A 22,386-nucleotide genomic window follows, 5' to 3' on the forward strand; every position below is an offset into this window, starting at 1 on the left:
GCACCCATTAATGAGCTTCGGCGCCGATGAAGAGATCCTTCAGGATTTCCTGGTTGAGGCCGGCGAGATTCTAGAGCAACTGTCCGAACAACTGGTCGAGCTGGAAAGCCGACCGGACGATGCGGACCTGCTCAATGCAATTTTTCGCGGTTTTCACACTGTTAAAGGGGGCGCCGGCTTCCTCCAGCTCAATGAGCTGGTGGAGTGCTGCCACATCGCCGAGAACGTCTTCGACATCCTGCGCAAGGGTGAGCGACGGGTCGATTCGGAGCTGATGGACGTGGTGCTCGAGGCGTTGGACGCGGTGAACGGCATGTTCAGCCAGGTCCGTGAGCGCACCGAAATCACTGCTGCGACACCGGAACTGCTGGCCGCGTTGGCGCGTCTGGCCGAGCCTGCCGGTGCCGAACCTGCAGCGCCGGCGGTCGAAGAAGTGGCCGAAGTCGCTGCCGAGCCTGAGCCCGAGGCTGAGGCCTCATCAGGGGATATCACCGATAACGAATTCGAACTCTTGCTCGACTCGCTGAATGCCGCCAAGGCTGACGCCGAGGCTGCGCCTGCTGCCGCACCGGTGGCCGAGGGCGAGCCTGCCAGCGATGAGATCACCGATGCCGAGTTCGAGTCCCTGCTGGACCAGCTGCATGGCAAGGGGCAGTTCGCTCCCGATGCCGTAGCTCCCGCAGCGCCTGCTGCTGCCGCTGGTGCTGCCGCGGCTGGCGACGAAATCACCGATGACGAATTTGAAGCCCTGTTGGACCAGTTGCATGGCAAGGGCAACTTTGCCGTGGACGCACTGGAGTCAGCAGTGGCCGCGGTGCCTGCCGCGCAGGCGCCCAGCGCCGCAGCAGCCGGTAGCGACCTGATCACCGATCACGAATTCGAATCCCTGCTGGATGAGCTGCACGGCAAGGGCAAGTTCTCTGAAGCCCCGGGTGCGGCGAAACCTGCAGCGGCAGTTGCCCCGGCTCCGGCTGCAGCAACCAGCGCCGCCGTCGCCAAACCCGTGGCCAAGAAGCCCGAAGCCAAGGCCGAAGCGCCGAAACCGGCTGCGGCTGCAGCGCCGGCACCGGCTCGTGCCGCAGCGGCGCCGCCAGCGGAAAAACCGGCCAGCGAAGCGGAAACCACGGTGCGGGTCGATACCGCGCGCCTGGACGAAATCATGAACATGGTCGGCGAGCTGGTGCTGGTGCGTAACCGTCTGGTGCGCCTGGGCCTGAACAGCGGCGACGAAGCCATGTCCAAGGCGGTGTCCAACCTGGACGTGGTGACCGCCGACCTGCAGACCGCGGTGATGAAGACCCGCATGCAGCCGATCAAGAAGGTGTTCGGGCGCTTCCCGCGTCTGGTTCGCGACCTGGCCCGGCAGCTCAAGAAGGAGATCAACCTGGAACTGGTGGGGGAAGAAACCGACCTCGACAAGAACCTGGTAGAGGCCCTGGCCGACCCGCTGGTGCACTTGGTGCGCAACGCGGTGGACCACGGCATCGAATCGCCGGAAGAGCGCGAAGCCTCGGGCAAGGCCCGTGGCGGCAAAGTGGTGCTGGCGGCGGAGCAGGAAGGTGACCACATCCTCCTGTCGATTTCCGACGACGGCAAGGGCATGGACCCCAACGTTCTGCGAGCCATTGCCGTCAAGCGCGGCGTGATGGACAAGGACGCCGCCGACCGCCTGAGCGACACCGAGTGCTACAACCTGATCTTTGCCCCGGGCTTCTCCACCAAGACCGAGATCTCCGACGTCTCCGGCCGTGGCGTGGGCATGGACGTGGTGAAGACCAAGATTTCCCAGCTCAATGGCTCGATCAACATCTACTCGACCAAGGGCCAGGGTTCGAAGATCGTCATCAAGGTGCCGTTGACCCTGGCGATCATGCCGACCCTGATGGTGATGCTGGGCAACCAGGCGTTCGCCTTCCCGCTGGTCAACGTCAACGAAATCTTCCACCTCGACCTGTCCCGCACCAATGTGGTGGACGGCCAGGAAGTGGTGATCGTGCGTGACAAGGCATTGCCCCTGTTCTACCTCAAGCGCTGGCTGGTCAGTTCCGCCGCTCATGAAGAGCAGCGTGAAGGCCACGTAGTGATCCTTTCGGTGGGCACCCAGCGGATCGGCTTTGTCGTCGATCAGTTGGTGGGCCAGGAAGAAGTGGTCATCAAGCCCTTGGGCAAAATGCTTCAGGGAACCCCAGGCATGTCCGGCGCCACCATTACCGGTGACGGCCGCATTGCTCTGATTCTCGATGTTCCGAGCATGCTCAAGCGTTACGCCGCACGGCGTATTTGATTCGGCGGGGAGGGGCGGTTGGCCTCGCCCCACCTAACGGAGTGTTTATGGCAGTCAAAGTCCTGGTGGTGGACGATTCGGGTTTTTTCCGCCGCCGCGTCTCGGAAATTCTTTCAGCGGATTCGAATATCCAGGTCGTCGGTACGGCGACCAACGGTAAAGAGGCGATCGATCAGGCCCTGGCGCTCAAGCCGGACGTGATCACCATGGACTACGAGATGCCGATGATGGATGGCATCACCGCAGTACGGCATATCATGCAGCGCTGCCCGACGCCGGTCCTGATGTTCTCTTCCCTGACCCATGAAGGCGCTCGAGTGACCCTCGATGCGCTGGATGCCGGGGCCGTGGATTTCCTGCCGAAGAATTTCGAAGACATCTCGCGCAATCCCGAGAAGGTCAAGCAGCTGCTGTGCGAGAAAGTCCACAGCATCTCGCGCAGCAATCGTCGTTTCAGCAGCTACAGCGCTCCGGCGCCGCAACCGGCTGCACCGGCTCCGACTCCGTCGAGCTTCGGCGGTGCGCGCCCGGCGCCAGCACCGGCTCCGGTCCGTGCTCCGGCAGCGGCTCCAGGTCCGGCATCGCCGGCGCCCAAGCGCAAGGCCTACAAGCTGGTGGCGATCGGTACGTCCACCGGTGGCCCGGTGGCCCTGCAGCGGGTCCTGACCCAGCTGCCGGCCAACTTCCCGGCCCCCATCGTGCTGATCCAGCACATGCCGGCGGCCTTCACCAAGGCCTTCGCCGAGCGTCTGGACAAGCTCTGCCGCATCAGCGTCAAGGAAGCCGAGGATGGCGACATCCTGCGTCCAGGCTTGGCGCTGCTGGCGCCGGGCGGCAAGCAGATGATGATCGACGGTCGTGGCGCGGTGAAGATTCTTCCTGGCGATGAGCGTCTGAACTACAAGCCGTGCGTGGACATCACCTTCGGTTCTGCGGCCAAGTCCTACAGCGACAAAGTTCTGGCGGTGGTCCTCACCGGCATGGGCGCCGACGGTCGCGAAGGCGCCCGCCTGCTCAAGCAGGGCGGCAGCGCGGTCTGGGCCCAGGATGAAGCCAGCTGCGTGATCTATGGCATGCCCATGGCCATCGTCAAAGCCAACCTGGCGGACGCGGTGTACAGCCTGGACGACATCGGCCGGCATCTGGTCGAGGCCTGTCTCTGATGGATGTGCTCAGCCTAATCGGGATCATCATGGCGTTTGTCGCCATCATCGGCGGCAACTACCTGGAAGGTGGTCACCTGTCGGCACTGGCCAACGGCCCGGCCGCACTGATCGTGCTCGGTGGCACCATCGGTGCGGCCTTGCTGCAGTCGCCGTTGAGCGCTTTCAAGCGAGCCATGCAGATCCTGGTGTGGATCCTGTTTCCGCCGCGGGTCGATCTGCCCGGCGGCATCGACCGGGTGGTCAACTGGAGCCTGACCGCGCGCAAGGAGGGCCTGCTGGGCCTGGAAGGCGTGGCCGATGCCGAGCCGGACACCTATTCGCGCAAGGGCCTGCAACTGTTGGTGGACGGCGCCGAGCCGGAAGCCATCCGCAGCATCCTCGAAGTGGATTTCTACACCCAGGAAAGTCGTGATATCGAGGCCGCCAAGGTCTTCGAGAGCATGGGCGGCTATGCGCCGACCATCGGCATCATCGGTGCGGTCATGGGGCTGATCCACGTCATGGGCAACCTGGCCGATCCGTCGCAACTGGGTAGCGGCATTGCCGTGGCGTTCGTCGCCACCATCTACGGGGTGGCCAGCGCCAACCTGGTGTTGCTGCCGATCGCCGCCAAGCTGAAGTCCATCGCCCTGCGCCAGTCCCGTTACCGGGAAATGCTGCTCGAAGGCATCCTGTCGATCGCCGAAGGCGAAAACCCCCGCTCCATCGAGTTGAAGCTGCAAGGCTTCATGGACTGACTATGGCTCGTCGTCGCCAGCAAGAAGAACACGTCAACCACGAACGCTGGTTGGTTTCCTACGCCGACTTCATCACCCTGCTGTTCGCGTTTTTCGTGGTCATGTACTCGATCTCCTCGATCAACGAGGGCAAGTACAAGGTGATTTCCGAGGCGCTGATCGGGGTCTTTACCGACTCCGATCGCAGCCTCAAGCCGATTCCCATCGGTGATGAGCGGCCCAAGACCGTGACCCCGGCCAAGCCTCTGGTCAAGGACAGCGAGCAGACCGACGCCGGGATTTCCGCTGGCAGCGATCCGCTCAAGAGCATCGCCGATGACATTAGCGCGGCCTTTGGCGATCTGATCAGCTCGAACCAGATGACTGTGCGCGGCAACGAGTTGTGGGTGGAGATCGAACTCAACTCCAGCCTGTTGTTCGGCAGTGGCGACGCCATGCCCAGCGACCAGGCGTTCACCATCATCGACAAGGTGGCGAAGATCCTCAAACCCTTCGACAACCCGATCCATGTCGAAGGCTTCACCGACAATCAGCCGATCCAGACCGCGCAATACCCGACCAACTGGGAGCTGTCCTCGGCTCGCTCGGCGAGCATCGTGCGCATGTTGGCGATGCAGGGTGTCAATCCGGCGCGGATGGCCTCCGTGGGCTATGGCGAGTTCCAGCCGGTGGCCAACAACGCCACTGCCGAAGGCCGGGCACGCAATCGGCGGGTGGTGCTGGTGGTGTCGCGCAATCTCGATGTGCGGCGCAGCCTGACCGGCACCGGCACCGCCAATGCAACACCGGATGCGGCACTCAAGCGTGCTGGCACACAAACTGCACCAACCCCGGTCAAAACGCCGGTACAGGGAAGCGCCGTCAATTCTCCGTCACCCGCTTTATAACTTAGCGCTATGTCTCGCCCTGCTGTGGCCGGGCGGGAGGAACCAACCGAATGAGAGTCTGGGCAGTCGCCAATCAAAAGGGTGGTGTTGGTAAAACCACCAGTTCCATCGCTTTAGCCGGCTTGCTGGCCGAGGCGGGCAAGCGCGTGGTCGTGGTCGATCTCGACCCCCACGGTTCCATGACCAGCTACTTCGGCTACGACCCGGACAGCCTGGAGCACAGCAGCTACGATCTGTTCCTGCACAAGGGCAACGTGCCCCAGGACCTGCCGGGCCAGCTGCTGCTGGGCACCAGCCATGAACACATTTCCCTGTTGCCGTCGAGCACCGCCCTGGCCACCCTCGAACGCCAGTCGCCGGGGCAGAGCGGCCTGGGCCTGGTGATCGCCAAGAGCCTGGCGCAGCTGTGGCAGGATTTCGACTATGCGGTCATCGACAGCCCGCCGTTGCTCGGTGTGTTGATGGTCAACGCCCTGGCGGCCAGCCAGCAGTTGGTGATCCCGGTGCAGACCGAACACCTGGCGGTCAAGGGCCTGGAGCGCATGGTCAACACCCTGGCGATGGTCAACCGCTCGCGCAAGCAGCCACTGCCGTTCACCATTGTGCCGACCCTGTTCGATCGACGGACCCAGGCGTCCCTGGGCACGCTGCGGATCCTGCGGGACAAGTTTCCCGAAGAAATCTGGCAAGGCTACATCCCGGTGGATACCCGCCTGCGGGACGCCAGCCGGGCAGGGGTCACTCCTTCCCAGTTCGATGGCAAGAGTCGCGGCGTACTGGCCTACAAGGCCTTGCTCAAGCACTTGCTGGCCCAGCAGCTCGTGGCGCAGGTGGCTTGACGTGAAGGCTTATTCAAGTCGCCCGACGGCCTGGCCGATAACCTCCACAGGTCACTGTGTCGAGGTTTTCGCGTGGGTATCCTTATGAACCGTCCTCTGGATATCAAGAGCCGGCCCCAACTGGCGCTGCAGTCGTACCTGGACGCTTTGCTGCAGGACGCCACCGAAGAAGAACTGGCTCCGGAGCCTGCCGTTGCGGTTGCCGTCGAGGTCACGCCGCCAGCTCCGCTGGTCACGCCCGAGGCCGGCACTGAGGTGTTGGACGAGTTCCAGGCAGCAGTGCTGGAAGAGCAGGCGCGGGATGCGCTGATTCAGCAGCAGGCGGCTCCCGTCGCCCGGGTGGCGGAGTCGATGCCGGCGCCGGCCGTTCTGGAAGCACCGCCGCCGGTGCTGACTTCGATTTCCCCCGTGGTGCCGATGCTTCAGGCGCTGGTGCCGCCGGTGGTCGAAGTGCACCTGCCACCCAGCAATACACCGCCTCCGGTCACCGGCAGCGACCGTCCCAGCTGGGCGGCAGAGCCTTTCGAATGCCTGTTGTTCGATGTCGCCGGGCTGACCCTGGCGGTGCCGCTGGTGTGCCTGGGGTCGATCTATTCTTTGGCAGGGCAGGAACTGACGCCGCTGTTCGGTCAGCCGGAGTGGTTCCTCGGTATCCTGCCGAGCCAGGCCGGTAACCTAAAAGTGCTGGATACCGCCCGTTGGGTCATGCCGGATCGTTACCGCGATGATTTCCGCCAGGGCCTGCAGTACGTGATCTCGGTCCAGGGCTATGAGTGGGGGTTGGCGGTGCATCAGGTCAGCCGTTCGTTGCGCCTGGACCCCAACGAAATCAAGTGGCGCAGTCATCGTGGGCAACGCCCGTGGCTCGCCGGCACCGTGATCGAACACATGTGCGCCTTGCTCGACGTGGCCGAACTGGCGGAGTTGATCGCCACCGGTGGTGCCAAGCAGCTGGCTATCAGTCAAGCGGCCCACAAGCCGAAGTGAAGCAAACACAGGCGGCGTCCGTTGGGCGCAGCCACACAGAACACACGCCGTTTTCAACGGTTTTTTGAGGGGTCAGGGTATGAATAAGTCGTCGTCTGCACAGGGTTCCGAAGATCCGATCCTGCAATGGGTCACCTTCAAGCTGGATAACGAGTCCTACGGCATCAACGTGATGCGCGTCCAGGAAGTGCTGCGCTACACCGAGATCGCTCCGGTGCCGGGTGCTCCGAGCTACGTGCTGGGGATCATCAACCTGCGCGGCAATGTGGTCACCGTGATCGATACTCGCCAGCGTTTCGGCCTGGTGCCCACCGAAGTCAATGACAACACCCGGATCGTCATCATCGAAGCCGACAAGCAAGTGGTCGGGATCATGGTCGACAGCGTGGCGGAAGTGGTTTACCTGCGTCAGTCGGAAGTCGAAACCGCACCGAATGTGGGTAACGAAGAGTCGGCCAAGTTCATTCAAGGCGTCTGCAACAAGAACGGCGAACTGCTGATTCTGGTCGAGCTGGACAAGATGATGAGCGAAGAGGAATGGTCGGAACTGGAGAGTATCTGATTGATCCTCGAGGTAGCGGTGATTGTCCTGGCGATCCTCTGGGTCGCCACTGTGGCGCTGTTTCTGTCGTACACCCGCAATCAGCGGCAGATCGCCGCCCAGCAAGCCGAAGGCGATGCCGTGCGCGATCAGCGGATCAAGGAGCTGGCCAAGCGTGTCGACCATTACCAGAACGGTACGGTGCGCATGGGCGAGGATCTGCATGAACTGCGGGCGGTGGTGGCGCCGTTGCCGGACAAACTGGCCCAGCTGGAGCAGCGCGACCCCTCCAGCCTGTCCTTCGCCCAGGCCGCGCGCCTGGTGGGCATGGGTGCCAGCGTCGATGAACTGACCCAGTCCTGCGGCCTGACCCAGGCCGAGGCGGAACTGGTCAGCAAGCTGCACAAAGGTTGAGCTTCAGCGGCAAGCTGCAAGCCGTCAGCTGCAAGTTTCCAGCTTGAAGCTTGCGGCTTACAGCTTGTAGCTGCCCTCCGTGATGTCCTTCTCCTGTTCGACCTGTTGCGGATCATGTCCGGCCGGAAACTTGCCCTTGAGGTTCCAGGCGAAGGCGATGATTTCGGCAATGGTCCGGTACAGCTCCGGCGGAATGCTCTCGCCCAGTTCCAGGCGGGCCAGCAGCTTCACCAGTTCGGCGTTCTCATAGATCGGTACTTCATAGTCCCGAGCGATCTTCAGGATGGCTTGCGCCAGTTCATCGTTGCCCTTGGCGGTGAGGGTCGGCGCTTGCTGGCCGTCGTACTTGAGGGCAATGGCCTGGCGCGGTGGTGGAGAGTCTTTCATGCGGTTTCGTCGACCCAGCGTTGTTCCAATCGGGTTTGCGGACCCCGGGGCGGGATGCCCAGGTGGCAGTCCAGATCGCCGACATCCAGTCCCGAGGCTAGCAAGCGTTCGCGCAGGTGGCCCAGGTGGCTCTCGATCAGGCTTGCCGTGTAGGGACGCTCGGCCCACAGCTGGCTGGACAGGCGCCCTTGAATCAGTTGCGCCTGGACCTGCAGCGGGCCCAGCGGGTCGAGATCGAACGCCAGGTCGACCCGCCACAGCGCCTGCTTGGACGGACGCTCTTCACGCTTGTGCGAGGGTTCAGGTTCGGGATCCGGCGCTTCTTCCCGTTGCAGCTTGACCTGCAAGGGCACGATGTCCTGCAGGTTGCGCATGGGGATCTCCAACTGCCAGGTGGTCAGTTTTCGACCATCATCGGTCAGGCCGCTCTGTTCCAGGCTCGCCAGCTGGTGGCTTTGCAGGCGTGATACCGCCGCCGCCGCCAGGCGCAGCAAATGTTGCAGATCGCCTTCGCCTTCCAGGCTTTGCAGCAGTCGTTCCGGCAGTGGGAAGCCGCCGGGTGGTGTCTTGGCGCTGACCTGGCCGAGGGTGCCCAGGGCGCTGCGCACGAAGCTCGGCAGCGATTGCGCCAGGGTGTTGGCGGCGATGATCGCGTTGAAGCTGCTGGAGGAGGGCAGTCCCGGGGTCAGCTGGGCGATCAGGCGCAGCAGGTCGGCCTTCAGGTCGGGCGTCTGAGCGGGATTGGCTCCGGCCAGCAGCTTGGCTTCCAGAAACAGACCGCTGCCCAGCAGGGCCTGGGCCACTCCGCGCGAGTTGCTCAGTTGCTGCTGGTCCGGCAAGCCGGCCAGCAAGCGTTCCACGGCGGCCCGCAGGTCGGTCGATGAAGTGGACAGTTCGCTGTCGGCGGGCAGGCTCTGCAGGAGGTTGATCAGTCCGTTCAGGGAGCCCTGGCGGCTTTGCTGGCTGGCCAGTTGTGCGGCGATGGCCAGTTGTTCCTGGCGGTTGCCCAGGGGGACGAAGTTCAGGGTCTGCGCATCCGAGACCAGGGCGCTGAGCAGGCTGCCGATACGCAGCGGCTGCGGGCTATCGATGCTCAAGGTGGCGCCGCTTTGAGCGGTATTGAGCAGGCTGACCAGAGAGCGGTAGATCGCCGGCTGGTTGCTGCCCTGGGGCAGAAGCTGGCTCGTCAGGACCTTGCCCTGGAGCAGGGTGCCTGGAGGCAGTTGGCTGGTGTCCAGGCGGGTCAGGGCGGCGACGCTGGAGGCAATGGCCTGCTGCACGGTGATCGCCAGGTTGCCGGCCGAAGGCTGGATCACCGCCAGGCTGGTGCCCTGGGGCAAGGGCTGGCTGCTGGAGGCCTGCACGGTGGTTTGCCGGCCATTGTCCAGGGTCACCTTGAGCAGCAGCTGGAAGGTCTGGTCGGTCTGCTTGAGCGACAGCACTTCGGCCTTGGCGCTCTGGCCGGCGGCAATCAAGCCTTCCAGGGGCGGCACCAGCTTGAGCAGTTCGCCGCTGATCGGCTGAGGGCGCGAGGGGCCGGGGGCGGGCGCCTGGGGCAGCGGCAGGATGTTTATTTCGCCAGTCATTCGGACACAACCTGTGGAAATTAGCCCTCTTGAGAGTAGGGCTTCGCATGTATAATGCCGCCCGTCTTTGGGGGAGTGGGGAAAACATTGCAAATGTTTGACGCAGCTCTCTAGAACAGGCCGCCAATGCATTTATTCTGCATCCCTTTAACGGCCGCGCCACTGCCGACTTGAACCCGTGAAGGCCCACCATCCCTTGACCAGCCCTCTTCTCGAAGCCGTAGCACTCTCTTGTGAGCGCGACTGGCGGATGCTGTTTGAACACTTGGAGTTGCGTCTGACCGGCGGAGACATGGTGCAGATCAGCGGTCCCAACGGCAGTGGCAAGACCAGCCTGCTGCGTTTGCTCGCCGGCCTGATGCAACCCACTGCTGGCCAGGTACTACTCAATGGCCAGCCCTTGCATGGCCAGCGTGCCGAACTGGCGCGCAACCTGTTGTGGATTGGCCACGCCGCCGGAATCAAGGATGTCCTGACTCCCGAGGAAAACCTCAACTGGCTCTGTGCCCTGCACCAGCCGGCCACGCGCGAGGCTATCTGGCACGCCCTGGCGGCCGTCGGCCTGCGCGGTTTCGAGGACGTCGCCTGTCACACCCTGTCCGCCGGCCAGCAGCGCCGTGTGGCCCTGGCCCGGCTGTATCTGGACGGCCCGCCGCTGTGGATCCTCGACGAACCCTTCACCGCCCTGGACAAACAGGGGGTGGCCCAGCTCGAGGAGCACCTGGCCAATCATTGCGAACGCGGCGGCATGGTGGTCCTGACCACTCACCACAGTCTGACCCGCATGCCGTCGGGCTACCGCGATCTGGACCTGGGACGGTGGGCGGCATGAGCGTCTTTGCCCAATTGCTGGCCCGTGAGGCGCGCTTGCTGTTCCGACGCCCGGCGGAGCTGGCCAACCCCCTGGTGTTCTTCGCCATCGTCGTTGCACTGTTCCCATTGGCCGTGGGACCTGAGACAAATCTGTTGCAAACCTTGTCACCGGGGCTGGTCTGGGTAGCGGCCTTATTGTCCGTCCTGCTCTCGCTGGACGGGCTTTTTCGCAGTGATTTCGAGGACGGATCCCTTGAACAGTGGGTCCTTTCGTCGCACCCCCTGCCTCTTCTGGTTTTGGCCAAGGTACTGGCACACTGGGCCTTTTCCGGCCTGGCACTGGTATTGCTTGCACCCTTGCTGGCCTTGATGCTCGGCTTGCCTACCGCCTGCCTGCCGGTGTTGCTGCTGTCACTGCTGCTGGGCACTCCGGTGCTGAGCCTGCTGGGCGCAGTGGGCGCAGCACTGACGGTGGGATTGAAGCGCGGTGGCTTGCTGCTGGCGTTGCTGATCCTGCCTTTGTACATCCCGGTACTGATTCTCGGCAGTGGCGCCCTGCAGGCGGCACTGCAGGGCATGCCGGCGACAGGTTATCTGCTGTGGCTTGGGAGCCTGACCGCCCTGGCAGTGACCCTTACACCCTTTGCAATAGCTGCTGGCCTGAAGATCAGCGTCGGCGAATAATGAGGTCTGGTTGTTTTTTGACCAGTAAAGACCCTGGCTGTTCGTGAGAGCGAAGAGCAACCGTGATGGAAACAACGAATGAACTGGACCTGGTTTCACAAGCTCGGCTCGCCTAAATGGTTCTATGGCATCAGCGGAAAAATGCTGCCCTGGCTCAGCGTAGCGGCGGTCTTGCTGATTGCTGTCGGCGTGGCCTGGGGCCTGGCCTTCGCGCCGCCGGACTACCAGCAGGGCAACAGCTTCCGCATCATCTATATTCATGTCCCGGCGGCCATGCTGGCGCAGTCCTGCTACGTGATGCTGGCGGTCTGCGGCGTGGTTGGCCTGGTGTGGAAGATGAAGCTGGCGGACGTGGCGCTGCAATGCGCGGCGCCGATCGGTGCCTGGATGACCGCCGTGGCACTGGTGACCGGGGCCATCTGGGGCAAGCCGACCTGGGGCTCATGGTGGGTCTGGGATGCACGACTTACGTCGATGCTCATTCTTCTGTTTCTGTACTTCGGTCTGATTGCCCTGGGCAACGCCATCAGCAATCGTGACAGCGCCGCCAAGGCCTGCGCGGTACTGGCCATTGTCGGTGTGGTGAACATCCCGATCATCAAGTACTCGGTGGAGTGGTGGAACACCCTGCACCAGGGCGCCACCTTCACCCTCACGGAGAAACCGGCGATGCCGGTGGAAATGTGGCTGCCGCTGCTGCTCACCGCCTTGGGCTTCTACTGCTTCTTCGGCGCCGTGCTGTTGCTGCGCATGCGCCTGGAAGTGCTCAAGCGCGAAGCCCGGGCCAGTTGGGTCAAGGCCGAAGTCCAAGGTTGTCTGGAGACTGTTCGATGAGCTTTGCATCCTTCAGCGACTTTCTCGCCATGGGCCATCACGGCCTCTATGTCTGGTCGGCGTATGGCATCTGCCTGGCAGTCCTGATCATCAACGTGGCGGAGCCGATCCTGGCGCGCAAGCGTTATCTGCAACAAGAGGCGCGTCGTCTGCGCCGGGAGAACGGTAAGTGAATCCGCTGCGTAAAAAGCGTCTTTTGATCATCCTGGCGATCCTGGTGGGCGTCGGCATCGCCGTTGGCCTGGCCCTCAGCGCGCTGAAGGAAAACATCAACCTGTTCTACACCCCGACCCAGATCGCCAACGGCGAAGCGCCGCTGGACACGCGGATTCGTGCCGGAGGCATGGTCCAGGCCGGTTCCCTGGAGCGCTCCGCCGACTCTCTGGACGTCAAGTTCGTGGTCACCGACTTCAACAAGTCGGTGACCATCACCTACCGTGGCATCCTCCCGGACCTGTTCCGCGAAGGGCAGGGCATCGTTGCTCTGGGCAAGCTCAACGCCGACGGCGTGGTGGTGGCCGATGAAGTGCTGGCCAAGCACGACGAGAAGTACATGCCGCCGGAAGTCACCAAGGCGTTGAAAGACAGCGGCCAGTCGGCACCGACACCAGCGAAAGAGGGTTAAGCCATGAGTTCCGCACTGTTCATTCCTGAACTCGGCCAACTGGCGATGATCCTCGCCTTGTGCTTTGCCCTGGTCCAGGCCGTGCTGCCGCTGCTGGGGGCCTGGCGTGGCGACCGGCTGTGGATGAGCCTGGCCCAGCCGGCGGCCTGGGGGCAGTTCGCCTTCCTGGTATTCGCCTTCGGCTGCCTGACCCATGCCTTCATGACCGACGACTTCTCGGTGGCTTATGTGGCCCACAACTCCAACAGCGCCTTGCCCTGGTACTACAAGTTCAGTGCCGTCTGGGGCGCCCACGAAGGTTCGCTGCTGCTCTGGGCGCTGATCCTCGGTGGCTGGACCTTCGCCGTGTCGGTGTTCTCGCGCCAGTTGCCCCAGGTGATGCTGGCCCGGGTGCTGGCGGTGATGGGGCTGATCAGCACCGGCTTCCTGTCGTTCCTGATCGTCACTTCCAACCCGTTCGCGCGGATCCTGCCGCAGGTGCCGGCCGATGGCCGTGACCTCAATCCGCTGCTGCAGGACATCGGCCTGATCGTTCACCCGCCGATGCTCTACATGGGCTACGTCGGTTTCTCGGTGGCCTTCGCCTTTGCCATCGCGGCCTTGCTGGGCGGTCGCCTGGACGCCGCCTGGGCCCGCTGGTCGCGGCCCTGGACCATCGTCGCCTGGGCCTTCCTCGGCATCGGTATCACCCTGGGCTCCTGGTGGGCCTATTACGAACTCGGCTGGGGCGGCTGGTGGTTCTGGGACCCGGTGGAAAATGCTTCGTTCATGCCCTGGCTGGTGGGCACGGCGCTGATCCACTCCCTGGCGGTCACGGAAAAGCGCGGCGTATTCAAGAGCTGGACCGTGCTGCTGGCGATTGCGGCCTTCTCCCTGAGCCTGCTGGGGACCTTCCTGGTGCGCTCCGGGGTCCTGACCTCGGTTCACGCCTTTGCCGCGGATCCCGAGCGTGGGGTGTTCATCCTGATCTTCCTGTTGTTCGTGGTGGGGGGCTCGCTGACCCTGTTCGCACTGCGCGCGCCGGTGGTCAAGAGCCATGTGGGCTTCAACCTGTGGTCCCGGGAAACCCTGCTGCTGGGCAACAACCTGGTGCTGGTGGTGGCGGCCTCGATGATTCTGCTGGGCACTCTGTACCCACTGGTGCTGGACGCCCTGACCGGCGCCAAGCTGTCGGTGGGCCCGCCGTACTTCAATGCGCTGTTCATTCCGCTGATGGCCTTGCTGATGGTGGTGATGGCGGTGGGCGTGCTGGTGCGCTGGAAAGACACCCCGGTGAAATGGCTGATGGGCATGCTCGGTCCGGTGTTGCTGGGCAGCGTGGCCCTGGCCGTGGTGGCGGGCATTGCCTACGGCGATTTCAACTGGGCGGTGCTGGCGACCTTCCTGCTGGCGGCCTGGGTGCTGCTGGCCGGGGTACGCGACATCTTCGACAAGACCCGCCACAAGGGCCTGATCAAGGGCCTGCCAGGCCTGACCCGCAGTTACTGGGGCATGCAACTGGCGCACCTGGGTATCGCCGTCTGTGCCCTGGGCGTGGTGCTGTCGAGCCAGAACAGCGCCGAGCGCGACTTGCGCCTGGAACCGGGTGAGTCCATGGAGCTGGCCGGCTATCACTTCATCTTCGAGGGTGCCAAGCATTTCGAAGGGCCGAACTTCACTTCCGACAAGGGCACCGTGCGTGTGGTGCGCGATGGCAAGGAGGTGGCGGTGCTGCACCCGGAAAAACGCCTCTACACCGTGCAGAGCTCGATGATGACCGAGGCCGGGATCGATGCCGGTTTCACCCGTGACCTGTATGTGGCCCTGGGCGAACCCCTGGGTGAAGGCGCCTGGGCGGTGCGGGTGCACGTCAAGCCGTTCGTGCGCTGGATCTGGTTCGGCGGCCTGCTCACCGGTTTCGGTGGCTTGCTGGCGGCCATGGACCGGCGTTACCGGATCAAGGTTAAAAGCCGCGTGCGCGAAGCACTGGGCATGACAGGAGCTACGGCATGAGACGCTGGATGATGATGTTGCCCCTGGCGGTGTTCCTGGTGGTGGCGGTGTTTCTCTATCGCGGGTTGTACCTGGACCCGGCCGAGCTGCCATCGGCAATGATCGGCAAGCCGTTCCCGGAGTTCTCCCTGCCGTCGGTGCAGGGCGACAAGACCCTGACCCGTGCCGACCTGCTGGGCAAGCCGGCGCTGGTCAACGTCTGGGGCACCTGGTGCATTTCCTGCCGGGTCGAGCACCCGGTGCTGAACAAGCTGGCCGAGAAGGGCGTGGTGATCTACGGCATCAACTACAAGGACGTCAACGCCGACGCCCTGAAGTGGCTGGCCGAGTTCCACAACCCCTACCTGCTGGACGTGCGCGACGAAGAGGGCTCCCTGGGGCTCAACCTCGGCGTCTACGGCGCTCCGGAAACCTTCTTCATCGATGCCAAGGGCATCATCCGCGACAAGTTCGTCGGGGTGATCGACGAAGTGGTGTGGCGCGAACAGCTGGCCGCCAAGTACCAGGCCCTGGTCGATGAGGCCAAGCCATGAAGCGCTGGTTAGCCGCCGCCATCCTGGGCCTGAGCATCGCCGGCGTGGCCCACGCCGCTATCGATACCTATCAGTTCGCCAGCGACGCCGACCGCGAAAGGTTCCACCAACTGACCAAGGAACTGCGCTGCCCCAAGTGCCAGAACCAGGACATCGCCGACTCCAACGCGCCGATTGCCGCCGACCTGCGCAAAGAGATTTTCCGCATGCTCGGCGAGGGCAAGGACAATCAGCAGATCATCGACTTCATGGTCGACCGCTACGGCGACTTCGTGCGCTACCGGCCGGCCCTGACCGGCAAGACCGCGCTGCTCTGGTTCGGTCCCGCCGGGCTGCTGCTGGGCGGCCTGGTGATCATTGCCGTGATTGTCCGGCGTCGTCGCGTCGAGCTTCGTGACAGCCCGAACACGCTTTCCGTCGAAGAGCGTCAGCGCCTCGACCAACTGCTGGATAAAAACCACCCATGATTGATTTCTGGCTTGCAGCAGGCCTGCTGCTCCTGATCGCCCTGAGTTTCCTGTTGATCCCGGTATTGCGCGAGCGTCGTGCCCAGCGTGAAGAGGATCGTACCGCGCTGAACGTGGCGCTCTATGAAGAACGAGTGGCCGAGCTCAACAGTCAGCAAGCCGAAGGCGTGCTCAGTGCCGAACAGATGGACGCCGGACGCGCCGAAGCGGCTCGCGAGCTGCTGGCGGACACCGAAGGCAGCGCTCCGCTGCGCAGCTCGCGCCTGGGCAAGCCGCTGCCGTTGCTGGCGGCGCTGCTGGTGCCGGTGCTGGGGCTGGGGCTGTACCTGCATTTTGGCGCCAGCGACAAGGTCGAGCTGACCCGGGAGTTTGCCCAGGCGCCGCAGTCCATGGAGGAAATGACCCGGCGCCTGGAGCGCGCGGTGGCGGCCCAGCCGGACTCTGCCGAAGGTCTGTATTTCCTCGGGCGCACCTACATGGCCCAGGATCGCCCGGCGGACGCGGCGAAGATCTTCGAACGCACCGTGGCCGTGGCCGGCCGCCAGCCCGAGCTCTTGGGGCAATGGGCCCAGGCCCAGTACTTCGCCGACAACAAGCAATGGTCGGACAAGGTCCAGGGCCTGACCGACGAAGCGCTGAAAGCCGATCCCAACGAAGTCACCAGCCTCGGGCTGCTGGGGATCGCCGCCTTCGAAGGCGGGCGCTACCAGGACGCCATCGACTACTGGAAACGGCTGCAGGCGCAACTGCCGCCGGACGACAATTCCCGCGCAGCGCTGCAGGGCGGGATCGAACGGGCCGGCGAGAAGCTGGTGGCCGCGGGAGGCAAGGTCGCGACCGAGCCGGCGGTTCAGGCCAAGGGCGCCTTGCTCAAGGTTCGCGTCGATCTGGCTGCGCAGCTCAAGGACAAGGTCCAGCCGGGCGACAGCGTGTTCATCTTCGCCCGTGCCACCCAGGGGCCGCCCGCCCCGTTGGCGGCCAAGCGCCTGACCGTGGCCGACCTGCCGGCTACGGTCGAGCTGGGCGATAGCGACGCGATGATGCCGCAGTTGAAACTGTCGAACTTCCCTGAAGTCCAACTGGTTGCGCGCATTTCCCGCGCCGGCAAGCCAACGTCCGGCGAGTGGGTTGGGCGTAGCCAGCCATTGCCCAGCAGCACCACCGCCGCGCAACAGCTGACCATCGACAGTCCGGATCAATAACCAGAGAAGCCGCCATGACCGCCATCGCTCGTATCACCCTGTTGTCACTGGTCCTGGGGTTGAGCGCTTGTACGGTCCAGCGGCCGGAGCCCAACTCCTCTGAACCCATTCCGCCCGCGGGGCCGAGCACACGCCCGGCTCCGTCCACGGCCCCGGGCAAGCCCAGCGCGCCGATCCCCACGACCAAACCCCTGCCTCGCACCTCCGCCAGCTTTGCCCCGCCGCCGGGCGGGCACAGCCACTGGGACGCCCGGCTCGGGGTCTATGTGCTGGACGACCAGAACAACACGTTCTACCGCCAGCGCACCTATTACCGCTGGAACAACGGTTGGAGCCGTTCCATCAGCCCCGACGGGCCTTGGGAAAACACCGATATCCACGGTGTTCCCGCCGGCCTCGGCCGCCAGTTTCAATAATTCCGGCGCCTGCCGGATAACCGCAGAGGCGCAGGCCAGAGCCCGCGCCCGGGGTGGATTATTTAAGCCTCGGGTCGGCTGGCCGATACAGCGGGGTGTTCCCGAGTATCAGCCGTTGAGCGCCCGATGAAGAATGACCTGAACAAACCCTATGTCGCGCCGATGGTGTTTTGGCTGGCCGTGGTCTGTGTCCTGCTGTTGCTGTATGGCCTGGGGCCGGCAGACGTGCCGGAACTGATCTATCTGTCCCTGGCACCGCTGTACCTGCTGGTGGCCTTCGCCTTCATGTATTACTTCTTCTGCTGGAGCCTGATCTCGGTGTTCCGCCTGGGCGAGATCGGCTGGAAGAAGGTCGACTACGGCTGGCTGCTGCTGGCTTCCCTGGCGCTGATCAGTGCTACCCAGGCGGTCCGCGTGGACTGGTTCCAGAGCGACTATCAATGGGCGCAAAGCCAGCAGGCCGGCCTGCAGCGCAGGGTGTTGGCCGAGATCGACGACATGCTCGGCAGCGCTCACTGTCAGGCAGCGCTTGAGCTGCATGAGCCCCAGGATGCGGCCCAGGTCAGCAGCCTGTGCGAGCGCTTTGGCACGCTGGAACGCAGCGCCGATGGGCGTCCGTCGACCCTGGCGGTGAGCAAGGTGCAGCAGGCTCTGGATGATCTGCGTGGCGAGTATTCAGCCCCCCTGGTGCAGCAATGGTTGCAGCGTCTGGGACAGACATTCGGGGAGTTGGAGCGCCAGCGGGCCGAGGTCCAGCGCCTGCATGGGCTGACCCAGGTCAGCCAGGCCGAACGCCTCTACGGCTATTGCGCACCCCTGTTGCTGGTGATTGCCCTGGCCTTGCGCGCCTCCAAGGTGACGGGCGAGGTGCTGCTCAAGGCCCCCCAGCGACGCAGGCTGTGGCTGATCGTCAACCGGCGCGTGGTGCTCGATGGCCTGGGCTTTGTCCGCGGTGCCCGGGCGCGACTCGACGAAGCCCTGAGGAACTGGCGCGTGGCCCGTTGGGGCGTGGTGCACCTGTCCTGTGACTTCATCGCCGCGGCCAGTCCCCAGGACACCCCGGTGGCGGTGGCCCCGGGGTTCTATGAAAACGAATTCCGGCTCGAGACCCTGGCCGACTTCGACAGCAGTCAGTTCGTCGAATGGGCCGCGACCCAGACCATCGACATCCTGTACCTGGTCGGTGAAACCGATCAGGGCCTGATCGAGCGCCTGCGGCGCTGGGGCGAGGCGCTGAACATCGAGGTGCTGGTCCGCGAGCGCATCTGAAGCGCGTCTCAGAGGCGCTCCAGCAACTGCTCCACGTACTCGATGAAGGCCCGGGCCTTGGCACTCACCAGGCGCCCGCCGGGAAACACCGCCCACAGTTGCTGCCGTGGCAGCTGCCAGTCGGTCAGCAGTGCCTTGACCGCGCCGCTGGCCAATTCCGGGGCGAACATCCATTGCGAGGCGGTTGCCAGGCCCTGATGTGCCAGGACCGCCGCCCGCAAGCCCTCCGCGGCATTGACCCGGATCCTGCCGCTGACACTCACCTGCTGCTCTTGGTCGCCCTGGAAAAAGTGCCAGAGATGGCCGGGCCCCCGGCTGTAGATCAGGGCCTGGTGTTCGCTCAGATCGGCCGGATGCCGGGGTTCGCCATGTGTGGCCAGGTACTCCGGGGTGGCCAGCAGCAGGCGCGGGCATTCGGCGATTTTGCGCGCGGTGAGGGTCGAGTCGGCCAGGCGGCCCATGCGCAGCGCCACATCCACCCCGGCTTCCACCAGATTGATGTGCTGATCGTCCAGCACCACGTCGATCTGCAGTCCCGGGTGACGATCAAGAAAGGCCCCCAGGTGGGGCACGATGTGCATGCGGGCGAAGGTCACCGCGGCGCCGATGCGCAGGGTGCCATGCAATGCCGCCGCCGACCCGCGAGCAGCGTTTTCCGCCTCGCAGGCCTCCTCCAGGGTGCGCCGGGCCCGTTCGAAATAGGCCAGGCCGGCCTCGGTGGGGGTCAAGCCGCGGGTGGAGCGCAACAACAGCCGCACCTGCAGATGGGCCTCCAACTGGGCAATGGTTTTCGATACGGCGGGCTGGCCCAGGTTCAGGCGGCGGGCGGCAGCGGAGAAGGACCCGCTTTCCACCACATGCACAAAGGTTTCCATCGCGGCTAGGCGGTCCATCGGTTGTCCTTGCAGGAGAGGGGAGCAGGGCCCCCGGGAGCGGTTGCCGACACTATCACCGGGTTCAGCCCGAGTCGCCTAGGCGCGCACTGCTCGGCGGTTGTCCGCCACCAAAAGAAAGCGCAGCAGGGCCAGCAGAGGAAAGGCGCTGCCCACCAGCGCCACGCCCAGCCAGCCACCGTGTTCGTACACCGCGCTGGCAATCGATGAGCCGAAGGCGCCACCGATGAAGATGCTGGTCATGTACAGCGCGTTGAGGCGGCTGCGGCTGTGGGCGTCCAGGGCATACACCGCCCGTTGCCCGAGCACCATGTTCATTTGCACGCAGAAGTCCAGGACCACCCCGGTCACCGCCAGGCCGATCACGCTGTAGGCGGGATGGATCAGTGTCGGCACAAAGCTCAGGGCCGCCAGGAGCATGGCCAGCAGCGAGGCGATGCGGGTGTGGCCGGCATCCGCCAGGCGTCCGCTGATGGGGGCGGCGATGGCCCCGATGGCGCCTACCAGGGCGAAGATCGCGATCTGGCTCTGCGACAGGCCGTGCTGGCGTGCCAGCTCCAGTGGGGCTGCGGTCCAGAACAGGCTGAAGCTGGCGAACATGCAGCCCTGGTAGAAGGCCCGCTGGCGCAAGACCGGTTGCCGGCGCAGCAGGCTCCCCAGTGAGCGCAGCAGTTGGCCGTAAGTGGCGCTATGGGCCGGTTGGCGCTTGGGCATGGTCAGCATCAGGACCAGGCTGATGGCCGCCATTAGCACGGCGGCGGCAATGAACATCGCGCGCCAGCCAAACAGATCGGCTACCACGCTGGACACCGGACGAGCCAGGAGAATCCCCAGCAGCAGTCCGCCCATGATCCCGCCCACCACTCGGCCGCGGGACTCTTCCGGGGCCAGGTGCGCTGCCAGGGGAATGAGGATCTGCACCGACACCGAGCTAAAGCCGATCAGCAGCGACACCAGGAGAAAGACATTGGGCTGCTGGGTCCAGGCCGCTCCCAGCAGGCTGGCGATGGCCACCAGGGTGGTGATCACCATCAGTCGGCGGTTTTCCAGCAAGTCGCCCAGGGGCACCAGGAAGAACAGGCCCAGGGCATAGCCGATCTGGGTCAGGGACACGATCAGGCTGGCCAGGGAACTGGACAGGCCGAGGTCCGGGGCGATCAGCTCGATGATGGGTTGTGCGTAGTAGATGTTGGCGACGATGGCGCCGCAGCAGAAGGCGAACAGCAGCACCATGCCTCGGGTCATTGTCACGCTGCGCAGGGGCAGCGCCTGGGTCGTTGAGCTCATCGGAATTCTCTTGGCGGCGAAAAGATGGGGCAAGGTTAAGAGGCAGCGCGGTAACGCAGTAGAGAGGGCGGGGCAATAGCATTCATTCCTGCGGGGAATAAATGACCGATTCAAGGCGTTGCGCTGCCGGCCGGGACGGATGCCGCTGACGAGGGCTGATGATACATTTACTTACATCTTGTTCGATAGCATGCTCATGTTCGCCATTCGCCCCGGAGTGGCCCGAGCCCCTTTTTCAACAGAGGAATCCATCCCATGAATCGGTCTTTGCGTGGTTGGTTGTGCGCCGCTCAGGGCGTTGTCCTGGCGTTCACCCTGGTAGGGGTTGCGGCCCGCGCCCAGGAGGCGCCGGGCATGCGTATGGGCGTGCGCGGCGAGATCACCGGGATCAGCGGCGACCTGGTGCGGGTGCATGTCAACAGCGGTGAAAACGTCAGTGTCGAGCTGACCCCACAGACCCAGGTGCGCGGGGTGACCCTGGCCAACATCGAGGACATCAAGCCCGGCAGCTACATCGGCTCGGCGGCACTGCCCATGGCCGACGGCACTCTCAAGGCCCTGGAAGTGCATGTCTTTCCCGCGCAGATGGCCGGCACCGGGGATGGTCATCGGCCCTTCGACCTGGCCAAGGGCAGCAGCATGACCAACGGCAGCGTCGGGGATCTGGTGGTGAGCAACGGCCGTACCCTGACCGTCAATTACAAGGGCGGGCAGCAGAAGATCCTGGTGCCGGACGATGTCCCCATCGTCAATCTCACCCCCGGGGATCGCAGCCTGCTCAAGGCCGGGGTCAAGGTGGTGATGTTCGTCACCCAGAGCGCCGACGGCAAACTCACCGCGCAGTCGATTTCCGCCGGCAAGGATGGGGTGGCTCCGCCCATGTAGGGCCGTTGCCTGCGGGGTGGAGGATTCCGCTCCGGTTCTGCGCCGCCCAGGCTTGCATTGCCAAATGTTGCAGCACGCGGGTTGCGGTGGAAGTCGCCAAAGCCTTGGTTTACGGTTTCCGGTCGTTCAATGCGCCGGGAGTGCCTTATGGAAAAGTCGACGTTCAACCCAGCCAGTGTGTTCAATTCGCTGCAATACGGTTTCAGCCAGGCGGTGGAAGTGCGGGGCGGCCGACGCCTGCTGCTGTCCGGCCAGGTGGGGGTGGATGAGCAGGAGCGGACGGTCGGCCCCGGCCTGCGGGAGCAGACCGAGCAGGCCTTCGACAACATCGCAAGCGTCCTGGCCGCGGCGGGCGGCCAGATGGCGGATGTGGTGATGCTGCGGATCTACATCGCCGAAGCCGCCCGCGACCAGCAGGAACACATCAGCGCGGTGCTGCTGGAGCGCTTTGCCAGCCAGCCGCCGGCCTCTTCGTGGATCATCGTCAGCGGCCTGTCCCTGCCTGAGTGGCTGATCGAGGTCGAGGCCGAGGCGGTGCTGGAGGAGCAGCATCAGGTGGCCACGGCGGCGTTGTTCAATCCGGCACGGGCGCTCTGAACTCGCCAGCAGGCATAAAAAAAGCGACCGCCAGGGTCGCTTTTTTCATTCACCCGCGAGG

The 22,386-nt window shown here is 64.3% G+C and carries 25 protein-coding genes; 21 read left to right on the forward strand and 4 right to left on the reverse strand.

Features of this window, described 5'->3' with window-relative positions:
• The first annotated feature begins 10 nt into the window (after positions 1–10).
• The 8 genes from PST29_RS08520 (at position 11) to PST29_RS08555 (ending at position 7,855) form a co-directional block, all read left to right on the forward strand.
• Complete coding sequence (locus PST29_RS08520; protein WP_060842821.1) at positions 11–2,284, forward strand: chemotaxis protein CheA; 2,274 nt, start codon at positions 11–13, stop codon at positions 2,282–2,284.
• 47 nt (positions 2,285–2,331) lie between these two features.
• On the forward strand, positions 2,332–3,447 hold the full coding sequence (locus PST29_RS08525; protein ID WP_060838156.1) for a protein-glutamate methylesterase/protein-glutamine glutaminase: 1,116 nt from the start codon (positions 2,332–2,334) through the stop codon (positions 3,445–3,447).
• A complete protein-coding gene (locus PST29_RS08530) occupies positions 3,447–4,187 on the forward strand; it encodes a flagellar motor protein (protein ID WP_016963185.1) in 741 nt (246 codons plus the stop codon). The genes PST29_RS08525 and PST29_RS08530 overlap by 1 nt, the downstream gene beginning before the upstream one ends.
• A gap of 2 nt (positions 4,188–4,189) precedes the next feature.
• Entirely contained in the window at positions 4,190–5,074 is an 885-nt protein-coding gene (gene motD, locus PST29_RS08535) for a flagellar motor protein MotD (protein WP_060842822.1), read from the forward strand.
• Between the two features lie 50 nt (positions 5,075–5,124).
• The gene (locus PST29_RS08540; RefSeq protein WP_060842823.1) at positions 5,125–5,913 is read left to right on the forward strand and encodes a ParA family protein; all 789 of its coding nucleotides are present in this window, start codon (positions 5,125–5,127) and stop codon (positions 5,911–5,913) included.
• Between the two features lie 84 nt (positions 5,914–5,997).
• Positions 5,998–6,900, forward strand: a complete 903-nt coding sequence (locus tag PST29_RS08545) for a CheW domain-containing protein (RefSeq protein ID WP_060842824.1) — start codon at positions 5,998–6,000, stop codon at positions 6,898–6,900.
• Between the two features lie 79 nt (positions 6,901–6,979).
• Positions 6,980–7,462 (forward strand): chemotaxis protein CheW, encoded by a 483-nt coding sequence (locus tag PST29_RS08550; protein WP_011060011.1) that lies wholly within the window; start codon positions 6,980–6,982, stop codon positions 7,460–7,462.
• The gene (locus PST29_RS08555; RefSeq protein WP_016965424.1) at positions 7,463–7,855 is read left to right on the forward strand and encodes a DUF2802 domain-containing protein; all 393 of its coding nucleotides are present in this window, start codon (positions 7,463–7,465) and stop codon (positions 7,853–7,855) included. It abuts the gene before it with no gap.
• Positions 7,856–7,912: 57 nt separating this feature from the next.
• Here PST29_RS08555 and PST29_RS08560 read toward each other — a convergent pair whose 3' ends face one another.
• The gene (locus PST29_RS08560; RefSeq protein ID WP_060842825.1) at positions 7,913–8,242 is read right to left on the reverse strand and encodes an EscU/YscU/HrcU family type III secretion system export apparatus switch protein; all 330 of its coding nucleotides are present in this window, start codon (positions 8,240–8,242) and stop codon (positions 7,913–7,915) included.
• A complete protein-coding gene (fliK, locus tag PST29_RS08565; RefSeq protein WP_060842826.1) occupies positions 8,239–9,828 on the reverse strand; it encodes a flagellar hook-length control protein FliK in 1,590 nt (529 codons plus the stop codon). Before fliK ends, PST29_RS08560 begins: the two co-directional genes overlap by 4 nt.
• 196 nt (positions 9,829–10,024) lie before the next feature.
• Here fliK and ccmA point away from each other — a divergent pair, with 196 nt between their 5' ends.
• The 11 genes from ccmA (at position 10,025) to PST29_RS08620 (ending at position 18,663) form a co-directional block, all read left to right on the forward strand.
• Positions 10,025–10,660: a cytochrome c biogenesis heme-transporting ATPase CcmA gene (gene ccmA, locus PST29_RS08570; RefSeq protein ID WP_060845086.1), complete on the forward strand. Its 636-nt coding sequence runs from the start codon at positions 10,025–10,027 to the stop codon at positions 10,658–10,660.
• Positions 10,657–11,325, forward strand: a complete 669-nt coding sequence (gene ccmB / locus PST29_RS08575) for a heme exporter protein CcmB (protein WP_060841898.1) — start codon at positions 10,657–10,659, stop codon at positions 11,323–11,325. Before ccmA ends, ccmB begins: the two co-directional genes overlap by 4 nt.
• A 78-nt stretch (positions 11,326–11,403) precedes the next feature.
• Positions 11,404–12,159, forward strand: a complete 756-nt coding sequence (locus tag PST29_RS08580) for a heme ABC transporter permease (protein WP_060838161.1) — start codon at positions 11,404–11,406, stop codon at positions 12,157–12,159.
• Positions 12,156–12,332: a heme exporter protein CcmD gene (gene ccmD / locus PST29_RS08585; RefSeq protein WP_060838162.1), complete on the forward strand. Its 177-nt coding sequence runs from the start codon at positions 12,156–12,158 to the stop codon at positions 12,330–12,332. Before PST29_RS08580 ends, ccmD begins: the two co-directional genes overlap by 4 nt.
• Positions 12,329–12,784 carry a cytochrome c maturation protein CcmE gene (gene ccmE, locus PST29_RS08590; RefSeq protein ID WP_016965417.1) on the forward strand — a complete coding sequence of 152 codons (456 nt, stop codon included), beginning with the start codon at positions 12,329–12,331 and terminating at the stop codon, positions 12,782–12,784. The genes ccmD and ccmE overlap by 4 nt, the downstream gene beginning before the upstream one ends.
• A 3-nt stretch (positions 12,785–12,787) precedes the next feature.
• Positions 12,788–14,776 carry a heme lyase CcmF/NrfE family subunit gene (locus PST29_RS08595; RefSeq protein WP_060838163.1) on the forward strand — a complete coding sequence of 663 codons (1,989 nt, stop codon included), beginning with the start codon at positions 12,788–12,790 and terminating at the stop codon, positions 14,774–14,776.
• Positions 14,773–15,309: a DsbE family thiol:disulfide interchange protein gene (locus PST29_RS08600; protein WP_060838164.1), complete on the forward strand. Its 537-nt coding sequence runs from the start codon at positions 14,773–14,775 to the stop codon at positions 15,307–15,309. Before PST29_RS08595 ends, PST29_RS08600 begins: the two co-directional genes overlap by 4 nt.
• Complete coding sequence (locus PST29_RS08605) at positions 15,306–15,776, forward strand: cytochrome c-type biogenesis protein (RefSeq protein WP_060838165.1); 471 nt, start codon at positions 15,306–15,308, stop codon at positions 15,774–15,776. Before PST29_RS08600 ends, PST29_RS08605 begins: the two co-directional genes overlap by 4 nt.
• Entirely contained in the window at positions 15,773–16,978 is a 1,206-nt protein-coding gene (gene ccmI / locus PST29_RS08610; RefSeq protein ID WP_060842827.1) for a c-type cytochrome biogenesis protein CcmI, read from the forward strand. The genes PST29_RS08605 and ccmI overlap by 4 nt, the downstream gene beginning before the upstream one ends.
• A gap of 14 nt (positions 16,979–16,992) precedes the next feature.
• Positions 16,993–17,394, forward strand: coding sequence for a hypothetical protein (locus PST29_RS08615; protein ID WP_060842828.1), 402 nt, complete (start codon positions 16,993–16,995; stop codon positions 17,392–17,394).
• A gap of 126 nt (positions 17,395–17,520) precedes the next feature.
• Positions 17,521–18,663: a hypothetical protein gene (locus PST29_RS08620; RefSeq protein WP_060842829.1), complete on the forward strand. Its 1,143-nt coding sequence runs from the start codon at positions 17,521–17,523 to the stop codon at positions 18,661–18,663.
• 8 nt (positions 18,664–18,671) lie between these two features.
• Here the strand turns inward: PST29_RS08620 and PST29_RS08625 are convergent, their stop codons facing one another.
• Together PST29_RS08625 and PST29_RS08630 are read right to left on the reverse strand one after the other, a co-directional pair.
• Positions 18,672–19,556: a LysR family transcriptional regulator gene (locus tag PST29_RS08625; protein ID WP_060838169.1), complete on the reverse strand. Its 885-nt coding sequence runs from the start codon at positions 19,554–19,556 to the stop codon at positions 18,672–18,674.
• 78 nt (positions 19,557–19,634) lie between these two features.
• Positions 19,635–20,843, reverse strand: coding sequence for an MFS transporter (locus tag PST29_RS08630; RefSeq protein WP_060838170.1), 1,209 nt, complete (start codon positions 20,841–20,843; stop codon positions 19,635–19,637).
• Between the two features lie 255 nt (positions 20,844–21,098).
• On the opposite strand from PST29_RS08630, the gene PST29_RS08635 reads away from it, so the two are divergent.
• The gene (locus PST29_RS08635; protein WP_060838171.1) at positions 21,099–21,728 is read left to right on the forward strand and encodes a DUF5666 domain-containing protein; all 630 of its coding nucleotides are present in this window, start codon (positions 21,099–21,101) and stop codon (positions 21,726–21,728) included.
• Between the two features lie 147 nt (positions 21,729–21,875).
• Positions 21,876–22,325, forward strand: coding sequence for a RidA family protein (locus PST29_RS08640; RefSeq protein WP_060842830.1), 450 nt, complete (start codon positions 21,876–21,878; stop codon positions 22,323–22,325).
• Positions 22,326–22,386: the final 61 nt, after the last annotated feature.

This window comes from Pseudomonas sp. St29 (assembly GCF_001547915.1).
In the GTDB taxonomy this organism is placed as follows: Bacteria; Pseudomonadota; Gammaproteobacteria; order Pseudomonadales; family Pseudomonadaceae; genus Aquipseudomonas.